Below are 11,837 nucleotides of genomic sequence, written 5' to 3'. Positions count from 1 at the left end.
CGCAGTGATCGGTTCACTATGAGCGGGCTCATCGAGGACTACGGCCTCATCGGGGACCTCCAGACGGCCGCCCTCGTCGGCCGGGACGGCTCCGTCGACTGGCTGTGCCTGCCCCGTTTCGACTCCCCGAGCTGCTTCGCCGCCCTCCTGGGCGACGACCGCCACGGCAGCTGGCGGCTGGCCCCCGTGGAGGGCGGGCCGTGCGAGAGCCGTGCCTACCGGCCCGGCACCCTGGTGCTGGAGACGTTCTGGCGCACGCCCGGCGGCACGGCCAAGGTGATCGACTTCATGCCCCAGCGCGGGCGGGCGCCCCATCTCATCCGCATCGTGGAGGGGCTCAGCGGCACTGTGGACATGCGCAGCGAGCTGCGTCTGCGCTTCAACTACGGCCGCACCGCTCCCTGGGTGCGGCGCACCGGGCACCACCGCGTCGCCGTCGCGGGCCCCGACTCCGCCTGGCTGCGGGCGACCCCGGGCGTGCACACGTACGGCTCCGACGGCTGCACCCGCTCCGACGTCACCGTGCAGGCCGGGCAGCGCGTGCCGTTCGTGCTCACCTGGCAGCCCTCGCACCTGAGCGCCTCGCACCGCACCGATCCGGAGGCAGCGCTGCGCAGCACCGCCGAGCGCTGGCAGGCCTGGGCCGCAGGATTCCGTTACGAGGGCGACTACCCCGACGCCGTACTGCGCTCGCTGATCACCCTCAAGGCGCTGGCCTACCAGCCCACCGGGGGCATCGTCGCCGCCCCGACCACCTCGCTGCCCGAGCGCATCGGCGGGGTCCGCAACTGGGACTACCGCTTCTGCTGGCTGCGCGACTCCAGCATGACCCTGTCCGCCCTGCTGCGCGGCGGCTTCCGCGAGGAGGCCGCGGCCTGGCGCCAGTGGCTGCTGCGGGCGATCGCCGGCGACCCCGGCGACCTGCGCAGCCTGTACGGCGTGGCCGGGGAGCGCCATCTGCCCGAGACCCATGCCGACTGGTTCCCCGGTTACGAGGGCTCCGGCCCGGTCCGGCTCGGCAATGCCGCGGTCGGCCAGTTCCAGCTCGACGTGTACGGCGAGGTCGTCGACACCCTGCACCTGGCCCTGCGGGCCGGCATCCCCATGGAGCGCCAGGTGTGGTCCTTCCTGCGCAGGATGCTGACGTACCTGGAGGGCCACTGGCACGAGCCGGACGAGGGGCTGTGGGAGGTGCGCGGCGGGCGCCGGCACTTCGTGCACTCCAAGGTGATGTCCTGGGTCGCCGCCGACCGGGCCGTGCGCATGGCCGAGGCGACCGGGCTGCCCGCGCCCGTGGAGCGCTGGCGGGCACTGCGCGACGAGATCCACGCCGATGTCTGCGCCAACGGCTACGACGCCCGGCGCGGGGTGTTCGTCCAGGACTACGGCGGCCGGGCCCTCGACGCGGCGACGCTGTTCATCGTCAAGACCGGCTTCCTGCCGCCCGACGATCCGCGGGTCGCCCGCACTGTCGAGGCCGTCCGCGACGAGCTGGACCTGCACGGTTTCGTCCGCCGCTACACCGGGCCCGACGGCGTGCCGGGAACGGAGGGGGCCTTCCTGGCGTGCTCCTTCTGGCTCGCCGACGCCCTGGCCGCGCAGGGCCGGGAGGACGAGGCCAGGGCCCTGTTCGCCCGCGTCCTGGACAGCGCCAACGACCTCGGACTGCTCCCGGAGGAATGGGACCCGCTCGCCGCCCGGCACCTCGGTAACACTCCGCAGGCGTTCACGCACGTAGCGCTCGTCAACACGGCGTTCACTTTGTCTCGTTGTCCCTCGTACGGGGGACACGGCACCATGGAACCCGGCACTTCCCGCGCATGACGCGCGTTGGGCAGTGCGGCAGATTCCCGACCTACGGAACGGCGACATGGTGACTTCGGCGGTTGACACGACCCTCACCGACGGCGGGCACCTGGAGGAGCCCGCCCAGGAGCGCATCGGCGCGGGCAGGGCCTTCACCTGGTTGCTCGTCGTCTGCGGTGCTCTCGGCCTGCTGGCTTCGTGGGTCATCACGATCGACAAGTTCAAGCTGCTGGAGGACCCGAACTTCGTCCCCGGCTGCAGCCTGAACCCGATCATCTCCTGCGGCAACATCATGAAGAGCGAGCAGGCGCACGCCTTCGGCTTCCCCAACCCGATGATCGGCATGGTCGCCTACCCGGTGGTCATCGGCATCGGCATGGGCCTCCTCGCCGGGGCCCGCTACCGCCGCTGGTTCTGGCTGGGCCTGCAGGCCGGCACGGTCTTCGGCGTCGGCTTCGTCACGTGGCTGCAGTACCAGTCGCTCTACAACATCGGTTCGCTGTGCCTGTGGTGCTCGCTGGCCTGGGTCGTCACGATCGCGCTGTTCTGGTACACCCTCGTGCACAACCTGAAAAACAAGATCATCCCGGCGCCCGCGGCACTGCGCAACGCCGTGCTGGAGTTCCACTGGGTCATCCCCGTGCTCTGGTACGGCGTGATCGTCCTGCTGATCCTGACCCGCTGGTGGTCGTACTGGAGCACCCTGATCTGACCGGGGCTGTCAGTGCGGTGACATAGGCTTTCGTGCCGTGGAGCCCGACCTGTTCACCGCCGCCGCAGAGGAACGTCAGTCGAGGGAGCCGGGAGGCAGTCCCCTCGCGGTACGGATGCGCCCGCGCACCCTGGACGAGGTCGTGGGGCAGGGACATCTGCTCCGCCCCGGCTCCCCGTTGCGCCGGCTGGTCGGCGAGGGCGGCGGCGGCCCGGCCGGCCCGTCCTCGGTGATCCTCTGGGGGCCGCCCGGCATCGGCAAGACGACCCTCGCGTACGTGGTCAGCCATGCCACCAACAAGCGCTTCGTCGAGCTCTCGGCGATCACCGCGGGCGTCAAGGAGGTCCGCGCGGTCATCGAGAGCGCCAAGCGCGAGTCCGGCGGCTACGGCCGGGACACCGTGCTGTTCCTCGACGAGATCCACCGCTTCAGCAAGGCGCAGCAGGACTCCCTGCTGCCCGCCGTCGAGAACCGGTGGGTCACCCTGATCGCGGCGACCACCGAGAACCCGTACTTCTCGATCATCTCGCCGCTGCTGTCGCGGTCGCTGCTGCTCACCCTGGAGTCCCTCACCGACGACGACCTGCGCGGCCTGGTGCGGCGGGCCCTCGACGACGAGCGCGGCCTGAAGGGCGCGGTCGCCCTGTCCGAGGAGGCGGAGGGCCACCTGCTGCGCATCGCCGGGGGCGACGCCCGCCGGGCGCTGACCGCGCTGGAGGCAGGCGCGGGAGCGGCCCTCGCCAAGGGCGAGCAGGAGATCTCCCTGGCCACGCTGGAGGAGTCCGTCGACCGTGCCGCGGTGCGGTACGACCGCGACGGCGACCAGCACTACGACGTGGCCAGTGCGTTGATCAAGTCCATCCGCGGCTCCGACGTGGACGCGGCGCTGCACTACCTGGCCCGCATGATCGAGGCGGGGGAGGACCCGCGGTTCATCGCGCGCCGGCTGATGATCTCGGCGAGCGAGGACATCGGCCTCGCCGACCCGACGGCGCTGCAGACCGCGGTCGCCGCCGCCCAGGCGGTCGCGATGATCGGCTTCCCCGAGGCGGCGCTGACCCTGAGCCACGCCACCATCGCGCTGGCCCTCGCGCCCAAGTCGAACTCCGCGACCACGGCCATAGGCGCGGCGCTGGCGGACGTCCGGGCGGGCAAGACCGGGCCGATCCCGGCGCATCTGCGCGACAGCCATTACAAGGGCGCCGCCAAGCTCGGCCACGGCAAGGGCTACCTGTACCCGCACGACCTGCCCGGCGGCATCGCCGCCCAGCAGTACGCCCCGGACGATATCCACGGCACGCACTACTACGAGCCCACGCGCCACGGCGCGGAGGCGCGCTACGCCGACGTCCTGGACCGGGTCCGGGAGCGGCTCGCGGGGGAGTAGCGGGTGGGCGGGAGCAGCGGGGCGGGCGGGCCGGTGGCCGGTCAGTGGTCCCGCCGCCTGAGCGCCGCCTCCTCGGCGGCGTCGAAGAGCGCGTGCATCGCCCGGTGCAGGTCCCGGTGGCCGCACACCGGCTCGGGGAACTCGAAGCGGGCGTCGAAGGTGCCCTCCGCCCCGGTGAAGCGCACCCGCAGCCCGAACCGGTCGAGCGCCAGCGGCACCGCGCCGGTGGGCGCCCGGTGGGCCCCGCCCGCGTCCCCGGCGAGGGCGCAGAGCCAGGCCACCTGGTCGGCGTGGCCGGCGGCCAGGTGCTGCAGCAGTTCCGCCTCGTGGGCGATCAGCGGATCGGCCTCGGCCGCGGCGAAGTCGTCGGGCTCGACCTGCCCCGTGCCCCACAGGTCGTCCAGCGAGGCCTCGCCGACCTCAAGGCGCAGCCGGACCCGTCCCGCGGGGGCCGGCAGGTCACGGGCCGGCGTGAGCCATCCGGTGATCCAGGCCCGCCCGCGGATGCGGCCGCGCACGGCCACGGGAGCCACGTCGGTGATCTCCAGCACGGCGGACAACTCGTCGGCCTCGGCGTGCGCGGCGGCCCGTGCGGCCGGTGAATCGGCGGAGAACAGCAGGAAGAGGTCGCCGTCGGTACCCACGACGCGCTCCAGCGGGATCATCGACTCCGGGCGCTCCGCGTGAACCCCTGGAACGACCAGTACCGCGGAGGCGGTACCCTGTACGAGAGTTCGTGTGCGTTCGGCTGCTGACGGCAGTCGGACGATTTCATGCCCGCTGGGACGCGGCTGACCATGAGCTGATCGGACCCCCGTCAAGTCGGCGCCTGATGAGGCGTCGACGGCGCCCTGTGTGGCGTTGGCACTGTTTGTGATGTCCGTGATGCGCGTGGTGTTCCCAGGGCGAGACATACGATCTCCTTCGCTAAGGTAAGGCTAACCTAACTTACATGGAGGTCCGGGAAACGTGAACCAGTCGCGTCCCAAGGTCAAGAAGTCGCGTGCGCTCGGCATCGCCCTGACGCCGAAGGCCGTCAAGTACTTCGAGGCCCGTCCCTACCCGCCGGGCGAGCACGGCCGCGGTCGCAAGCAGAACAGTGACTACAAGGTCCGACTGCTGGAGAAGCAGCGGCTGCGTGCGCAGTACGACATCTCCGAGCGCCAGATGGCCCGCGCCTACGACCGCGCCCGCAAGGTCAGCGGCAAGACCGGTGAGGCCCTGATCGTCGAGCTCGAGCGCCGCCTGGACGCCCTCGTCCTGCGCGCCGGCCTGGCCCGCACCATCTACCAGGCCCGCCAGATGGTCGTCCACGGCCACATCGAGGTCAACGGCCACAAGGTCGACAAGCCGTCCTTCCGCGTGACCCCGGACGACGTCGTCATGGTCCGCGAGCGCTCGCGCGCCAAGACCCCGTTCCAGGTCGCCCGCGAGGGTGGCTGGGCCGGCGAGGGCGAGACCCCGAAGTACCTGCAGGTCAACCTGCAGGCGCTGGCGTTCCGCCTCGACCGTCTGCCGAACCGTCGTGAGGTCCCCGTGATCTGCGACGAGCAGCTCGTCGTCGAGTACTACGCGCGCTGACGCACGCTCTCGACACGGCGTACGAAGGCCCGCCGCGCACTGCCCCCCGGGGCGTGCGCGGCGGGCCGCCGCCGTTTCCGGGCGGTGTCAGTCCGGCGCCGAGCGCGGGCGCGCCGGGCCCCGGTGACAGCCGCTCACCGGGCGGGGGTCCGGCACGGCGGAGTCGCCCACCGGTGCCGGGCCCCGGGGGCGGCGGTGATGGCCCGCGGGTGCGGGCGGGCACCCGTCGAGGGCGCGGGCCACGGCCGAGTCCAGATCCAGCCCGGTGCCCTCCGCGAAGGCCCGTTCGTATCCCGCGCGTCCCAGCTCCGCCCGGCTGAGCTCCTCGCAGCGGCTGTGCGGGATGCCGAAGTAGCGCGAACCGAAGACCGGCAGGCCCACCGCGTCCCAGATGCTGCCCGCCGCGCCCTGCAGGACCGCGGCCTCCTGGGCGTCGTGCGAGGCCGTCAGCGCCGCCAGCAGCTCGATGCCCAGCACGATGCCGACCAGGTCGCGGAAGGCGTGGTTGATGCGGACGCACTCCGCCGCCAGCTCCGCGGCCAGGCACGGATCCTCCTGCAACCAGGCGATGACGGCCCGCGTGTACAGCGCGTAGGCCAGCGCCCAGCGCTCCCCGTGGTCCTCGCAGGTCTCCCGGATGCGCTCGCACACCTCGATCCCGCCCTCCAGATCGCCCAGGAAGGCCACCGCCATGGCGAGTTCGACCTCGGCCATGATGACGTTGCTGTTGAGCTCGCCCAGCGTCCGGTAGTGGCCCAGCGCCTCCTCGAACAGCGCCTTGGCGCGCGGGAGGTCGTCGCTGAGCAGGGCTCCGCAGCCCATACGGTGGACCGCGTACGCGACGGCCGCCGCGTTCCCGGTCTCCAGCGCCTGCGCGCGGCACTCGTGGAGCATCCCGAGCGCGGCCGTGCCGTCCCCCTGCAGGATCGAGACGTAACCGCACACCCACAGCGCCTTCGCACGCTGCCCGGTCGGGGAGGAGTCGGCCGTCAGCGCCCGCTCCAGCCAGTAGCGGCCCTCGGCGAGCCGGCCGCAGCCGACCCAGAAGAACCACAGGCTGGCCGCGAGGTACTGACCCGTGCGGAACTCCTCGGGGACCTCCAGCGAGAACTCCAGCGCGGCCCGCAGATTGGCCAGTTCGCGTTCGGTGCTCGCCGAGACCTCCGCCTGCCGGGCGCTGAACCACTCCATCTCGCCCCAGGTGGCGAAGCCCAGGTACCAGTCACGGTGCCGGCCCCGCAGCCGGCGCTCCTCGCCCAGCTCGCGCAGCCATCCGAGCCCGTAGTCGCGCACCGTGTCCAGCAGCAGGTAGCGGACCGCGCCCGCGGCCTCACGGCACAGCACCACCGACTTGTCCACCAGGTCCGCCAGTACGTCGACCATGGTTTCGGCGGGCACTTCGGCACCGGCGCACACGTACTCCGCCGCCTCCAGGTCGAAGTCGCCGGCGAAGACCGACAGCCGCGCCCAGAGCAGGCGTTCCTGGGGGGTGCACAACTCGTGGCTCCAGCCGATCGCGGTGCGCAGCGCGCGGTGCCGCTCCGGCCCGCCGGAGCCGCGCCGGGTCAGCAACCGGAACCGGTCGTCCAGCCGTCCGGCGATCTGCGGCACCGACAGCGCGCGCACCCGGCCCGCCGCCAGTTCCAGCGCGAGCGGGATGCCGTCCAGCCGCCGGCACAGCTCCTCGACCTCGGCGCGGTTGCCGGCGTCCACCCGGAACCCCGGCTGCGCGGCGGCCGCCCGCTCCGCGAACAGCTCCACCGCCTCGCGCGGATCGGCCAGCGGCTCCAGGGACAGCACGTGCTCGCCCGGCACCCCGAGCGGCTGCCGGCTCGTGGCCAGCACCCGCAGGCCCGGCGCCTGCCGCAGCAGCGCCTCGGTGAGGTCGGCCGCGGCGTCGACCTGCCCCTCGCAGCAGTCCAGGACGAGCAGCAGTTCGCGGCCGGTCAGAAAACCGACGAGCGCGGCCCGTGGGCCGCGCATCGTGTGGTCGGTCAGGTCGAGGGCGGCGGCGACCGCGTGGTCCACCAGTCCCGGATCACGGACCGCTCCGAGCTCCGCCAGCCACACGCCGCCGCCGAAGCCCCCCGTCGCCGCTGCCGACGCCGCCGCGCGCAGCGCGAGACGGGTCTTGCCGACCCCGCCGACCCCCGTCAGCGTCACCATCCGGGCCTTGCCCAGCAGGCGGTCCACCTCGCCGAGTTCACGCCGCCGGCCCACGAAGTGGTTCAGCTCGCCCGGCAGGTTGCCGGGCGTCCTCTCTTGGTGCATGGGTCACGGAGGGTATCGTCAAATAAGCGGAACGTACAGCCGAGCGGCGCCGCCGGGCGGTATTGCGGTACGGAGTGCGGGGCCCGTCACGATAAGGTCGTTACCTGGTTGACGCGGCGATCCGAGGGAGCAGCAACGTGTCCGGTGGAGAGGTGGCCGGCCTCATCGTGGCCGTCTTCTGGGCGATCCTGGTGTCGTTCCTCGCCGTGGCGCTGGTGCGGCTCGCCCAGGCGCTCCGGCAGGCCACCCGGCTGGTCGCCGAAGTGACCGACCGTGCCGTGCCGCTGCTCGGCGAGGCCTCCGAGGCGGTGCGCTCCGCGCACGCGCAGCTCGCCCGCGTGGACACCATCACCTCCGACGTCGCCGAGGTGACCGCCAACGCCTCCGCGCTCTCCACGACCGTCGCCTCCACGTTCGGTGGCCCCCTGGTGAAGGTCGCGGCCTTCGGCTACGGCGTGCGACGCGCGGTCAACCTGCAGACCAAGGGCGCCGCCAAGAAGCGCACCGTGGTCCTCGGCCGGACGCTCCCGTCCGCCCGCAGCCGTAAGTCGAGGGGCTGACCTGCCATGTTCCGCCGTGCCTTCTGGTTCACCGCCGGTGCCGCCGCCGGAGTGTGGGCCACCACCAAGGTCCACCGCACGATTCGCAGCCTGACCCCGGAGAGCCTCGCCGCCAAGGCGGCCGACAAGGCACTGGAGGCCGGGGGCCGACTGCGCACCTTCGCGCAGGACGTCCGCGCCGGCATGGCCGAGCGCGAGGACCAGCTCAACGACCAACTGGGCCGCACGGCCCCCGAGCTCGACATGCCGGCACAGCGGCCGGCGATCACGTACCACCACCGGAAGGACGATCACTGATGGAGTCGGCAGAAATCCGCCGCCGCTGGCTGCGCTTCTTCGAGGAGCGCGGGCACACCGTCGTGCCGTCGGCGTCGCTCATCGCCGACGACCCGACCCTTCTTCTGGTGCCTGCGGGCATGGTCCCGTTCAAGCCCTACTTCCTGGGTGAGGTCAAGCCGCCCTTCCCGCGCGCCACCAGCGTGCAGAAGTGCGTCCGCACGCCCGACATCGAAGAGGTCGGCAAGACCACGCGGCACGGCACCTTCTTCCAGATGTGCGGCAACTTCTCCTTCGGCGACTACTTCAAGGAAGGCGCCATCAAGTTCGCCTGGGAGCTGCTCACCACTCCCGTGGCGGACGGCGGTTACGGCCTCGACCCCGAGCGGCTGTGGATCACCGTCTACAAGGACGACGACGAGGCCGAGCAGATCTGGCGCGACGTCGTGGGCGTGCCTGCCGAGCGCATCCAGCGCCTGGGCATGAAGGACAACTTCTGGTCCATGGGCGTCCCCGGCCCCTGCGGTCCGTGTTCCGAGATCAACTACGACCGCGGCCCCGAGTTCGGCGTCGAGGGCGGCCCGGCGGTCAACGACGAGCGGTACGTGGAGATCTGGAACCTGGTCTTCATGCAGTACGAGCGCGGGGAGGGCACTGGCAAGGAGGAGTTCCCGATCCTCGGCGACCTGCCCGCCAAGAACATCGACACCGGCCTCGGTCTCGAGCGTCTCGCCATGATCCTGCAGGACGTGCGGAACATGTACGAGACCGACACCCTGCGGGTCGTCATCGACAAGGCCACCGAGCTCACCGGCGTCGCCTACGGTGCCGCCCACGAGTCCGACGTCTCGCTGCGCGTGGTCGCCGACCACATGCGCACGTCCGTCATGCTCGTCGGCGACGGCGTCACCCCCGGAAACGAGGGCCGCGGCTACGTGCTGCGCCGCATCATGCGCCGCGCCATCCGCAACATGCGCCTGCTGGGTGCCACCGACGCGGTCGTCCTCGACCTGGTGGACGCCGTCATCAAGACGATGGGCCAGCAGTACCCGGAGCTGGTCCAGGACCGCAAGCGCATCGAGACGGTCGCCGTCGCCGAGGAGAACGCCTTCCTCAAGACGCTGAAGGCCGGCACCAACATCCTCGACACGGCCGTCACGGAGACCAAGGCCGCCGGCTCGTCCGTGCTGCCCGGCGACAAGGCCTTCCTGCTCCACGACACGTGGGGCTTCCCGATCGACCTCACCCTCGAAATGGCCTCCGAGCAGGGCCTGTCGGTGGACGAGGAGGGCTTCCGCCGCCTGATGAAGGAGCAGCGGGACCGCGCGAAGGCCGACGCCCTGGTGAAGAAGAGCGGCCACGCCGACCTGTCGGCCTACCGCTCGGTCGCCGACTCCGCGGGCACGACCGTGTTCACCGGCTACAGCGACAACGAGGGCGAGGCCAACGTCGTCGGCCTGCTGGTGGACGGCGTGCCGTCGCCTGCCGCCAACGAGGGCGACGAGGTCGAGGTCATCCTCGACCGCACCCCCTTCTACGCCGAGGGCGGCGGTCAGCTCGCCGACACCGGCCGCATCCGCACCGACTCCGGCGCCGTCATCGAGGTCCGCGACGTGCAGCAGCCCGTGCCGGGCGTCACCGTGCACAAGGGCAGCGTGCAGGTCGGCGAGGTCACCGTCGGATCCGGCGTGCTGGCCAAGATCGACCTGGGCCGCCGCCGCGCCATCGCCCGCGCCCACAGCGCCACGCACCTCACGCACCAGGCGCTGCGCGACGCCCTCGGCCCGACGGCCGCGCAGGCCGGTTCGGAGAACTCCCCGGGCCGCTTCCGCTTCGACTTCGGCTCGCCGGCGGCCGTGCCGGGCAGCGTGCTGACGGACGTCGAGCAGAAGATCAACGCCGTCCTCTCCCGTGAACTCGACGTCACCGCCGAGATCATGAGCATCGACGAGGCCAAGAAGGCGGGCGCCATCGCCGAGTTCGGCGAGAAGTACGGCGAGCGGGTGCGCGTCGTGACCATCGGCGACTACTCCAAGGAGCTGTGCGGCGGCACGCACGTCCACAACACCGCCCAGCTGGGCCTGGTGAAGCTGCTCGGCGAGTCCTCGATCGGTTCCGGCGTGCGCCGTGTCGAGGCCCTGGTCGGCGTCGACGCGTACAACTTCCTCGCCCGCGAGCACACGGTCGTCGCCCAGCTCCAGCAGCTGGTCAAGGGCCGCCCGGAGGAGCTGCCGGAGAAGATCGCCGGCATGCTCTCCAAGCTCAAGGACGCCGAGAAGGAGATCGAGCGCTTCCGCGCCGAGAAGGTGCTGCAGGCCGCCGCCGGGCTCGCCGAGTCCGCCCAGGACGTCAAGGGCGTCGCCGTGGTGACCGGGCAGGTCCCGGACGGCACGAGCGCCGACGACCTGCGCAAGCTCGTCCTGGACGTCCGCCAGCGGATCACCGGTGGCCGCCCGGCCGTCGTGGCGCTGTTCACCGTTGCCAACGACCGCCCGCTGACCGTGATCGCCACCAACGAGGCGGCCCGCGAGCGCGGCCTGAAGGCCGGCGACCTGGTCCGCACCGCCGCCAAGACCCTCGGCGGTGGCGGTGGCGGCAAGCCGGACGTCGCCCAGGGCGGCGGCCAGAACGCCGACGCCGTCGGCGACGCCGTCGCCGCGGTGCAGCGACTGGTCGCCGAGACGGCCTGATGTCGCTCGTGCGCAGGGGTCGCAGGATCGCGATCGACGTCGGGGACGCCCGCATCGGGGTCGCCTCGTGCGACCCCGACGGGGTCCTCGCCACGCCGGTCGAAACGGTGCCCGGCCGGGACGTCCCGGCCGCGCGCCGGCGGATCGCGCAGATCGTCGAGGAGTACGAGCCGATCGAGGTGCTGGTCGGCCTGCCCCGCTCGCTCAGCGGGCGGGAGGGGCCGGCCGCGGCCAAGGCACGCGGCTTCGCCGAGGATATGGCTAAGATCATCTCGCCGGTCCCGGTGCGGCTGGTGGACGAGCGGATGACCACGGTGACCGCCACCCAGGGGCTGCGCGCTTCGGGCGTATCGGCGAAGAAGGGACGTTCGGTCGTCGATCAGGCTGCCGCTGTCGTTATCCTGCAGAGTGCCCTGGAGACCGAACGGGTGTCCGGGAAAGCTCCTGGAGAGAGCGTCGAACCTTTTATCTGATCGCGGTACGGTAACGTTCCGCGCGACACAGCGGCTCCGCAGTGGAGCCGGGGTGCCCAGGGCCGGCCGACCTGGGCCGCG

General features: G+C 72.0%; 10 protein-coding genes. 8 read left to right on the top strand and 2 right to left on the bottom strand.

The window, feature by feature from the left end; genetic code table 11:
* Nucleotides 1-18: 18 nt before the first annotated feature.
* The 3 genes from ACIP98_RS31100 to ACIP98_RS31090 are packed head-to-tail and all read left to right on the top strand — an operon-like array spanning nucleotide 19 to nucleotide 3,905.
* Nucleotides 19-1,824, top strand: coding sequence for a glycoside hydrolase family 15 protein (locus ACIP98_RS31100; RefSeq protein WP_319664360.1), 1,806 nt, complete (start codon nucleotides 19-21; stop codon nucleotides 1,822-1,824).
* A gap of 46 nt (nucleotides 1,825-1,870) precedes the next feature.
* Complete coding sequence (locus tag ACIP98_RS31095; RefSeq protein ID WP_319664358.1) at nucleotides 1,871-2,518, top strand: vitamin K epoxide reductase family protein; 648 nt, start codon at nucleotides 1,871-1,873, stop codon at nucleotides 2,516-2,518.
* 37 nt (nucleotides 2,519-2,555) lie between these two features.
* Nucleotides 2,556-3,905, top strand: a complete 1,350-nt coding sequence (locus tag ACIP98_RS31090; RefSeq protein ID WP_319664356.1) for a replication-associated recombination protein A — start codon at nucleotides 2,556-2,558, stop codon at nucleotides 3,903-3,905.
* A 41-nt stretch (nucleotides 3,906-3,946) separates the two neighbouring features.
* Here ACIP98_RS31090 and ACIP98_RS31085 read toward each other — a convergent pair whose 3' ends face one another.
* A complete protein-coding gene (locus ACIP98_RS31085) occupies nucleotides 3,947-4,666 on the bottom strand; it encodes a DUF2470 domain-containing protein (protein WP_319664409.1) in 720 nt (239 codons plus the stop codon).
* 208 nt (nucleotides 4,667-4,874) lie between these two features.
* On the opposite strand from ACIP98_RS31085, the gene rpsD reads away from it, so the two are divergent.
* The gene (rpsD, locus tag ACIP98_RS31080) at nucleotides 4,875-5,486 is read left to right on the top strand and encodes a 30S ribosomal protein S4 (RefSeq protein ID WP_018564200.1); all 612 of its coding nucleotides are present in this window, start codon (nucleotides 4,875-4,877) and stop codon (nucleotides 5,484-5,486) included.
* 87 nt (nucleotides 5,487-5,573) lie between these two features.
* Here the strand turns inward: rpsD and ACIP98_RS31075 are convergent, their stop codons facing one another.
* On the bottom strand, nucleotides 5,574-7,757 hold the full coding sequence (locus ACIP98_RS31075) for an ATP-binding protein (RefSeq protein ID WP_401979064.1): 2,184 nt from the start codon (nucleotides 7,755-7,757) through the stop codon (nucleotides 5,574-5,576).
* A 137-nt stretch (nucleotides 7,758-7,894) separates the two neighbouring features.
* Here ACIP98_RS31075 and ACIP98_RS31070 point away from each other — a divergent pair, with 137 nt between their 5' ends.
* From ACIP98_RS31070 to ruvX, 4 genes are read left to right on the top strand one after another with little or no spacing between them, the layout of a single operon-like run.
* Nucleotides 7,895-8,317, top strand: a complete 423-nt coding sequence (locus ACIP98_RS31070) for a DUF948 domain-containing protein (protein WP_319664353.1) — start codon at nucleotides 7,895-7,897, stop codon at nucleotides 8,315-8,317.
* Nucleotides 8,318-8,323: 6 nt separating this feature from the next.
* On the top strand, nucleotides 8,324-8,614 hold the full coding sequence (locus tag ACIP98_RS31065; RefSeq protein WP_319664352.1) for a DUF6167 family protein: 291 nt from the start codon (nucleotides 8,324-8,326) through the stop codon (nucleotides 8,612-8,614).
* Entirely contained in the window at nucleotides 8,614-11,283 is a 2,670-nt protein-coding gene (gene alaS, locus ACIP98_RS31060) for an alanine--tRNA ligase (RefSeq protein WP_319664351.1), read from the top strand. The genes ACIP98_RS31065 and alaS overlap by 1 nt, the downstream gene beginning before the upstream one ends.
* Nucleotides 11,283-11,756, top strand: coding sequence for a Holliday junction resolvase RuvX (ruvX, locus tag ACIP98_RS31055; RefSeq protein ID WP_319664349.1), 474 nt, complete (start codon nucleotides 11,283-11,285; stop codon nucleotides 11,754-11,756). Before alaS ends, ruvX begins: the two co-directional genes overlap by 1 nt.
* The last annotated feature ends 81 nt before the right edge of the window (nucleotides 11,757-11,837 follow it).

The organism is Streptomyces sp. NPDC088354 (assembly GCF_044753585.1).
Classification (GTDB): domain Bacteria; phylum Actinomycetota; class Actinomycetes; order Streptomycetales; family Streptomycetaceae; genus Actinacidiphila.
Note: the sequence above shows the minus strand (reverse complement) of the source record. Positions and strands in the feature narration are given on the sequence as shown.

Bases quoted from the DNA above. Each gene is read 5' to 3' on its own strand.
- ACIP98_RS31100 (WP_319664360.1), top strand. From the start codon at position 19: ATGAGCGGGCTCATCGAGGACTACGGCCTCATCGGGGACCTCCAGACG.
- ACIP98_RS31095 (WP_319664358.1), top strand. From the start codon at position 1,871: ATGGTGACTTCGGCGGTTGACACGACCCTCACCGACGGCGGGCACCTG.
- ACIP98_RS31075 (WP_401979064.1), bottom strand. From the start codon at position 7,757: ATGCACCAAGAGAGGACGCCCGGCAACCTGCCGGGCGAGCTGAACCAC.
- ACIP98_RS31065 (WP_319664352.1), top strand. From the start codon at position 8,324: ATGTTCCGCCGTGCCTTCTGGTTCACCGCCGGTGCCGCCGCCGGAGTG.
- alaS (WP_319664351.1), top strand. From the start codon at position 8,614: ATGGAGTCGGCAGAAATCCGCCGCCGCTGGCTGCGCTTCTTCGAGGAG.
- ruvX (WP_319664349.1), top strand. From the start codon at position 11,283: ATGTCGCTCGTGCGCAGGGGTCGCAGGATCGCGATCGACGTCGGGGAC.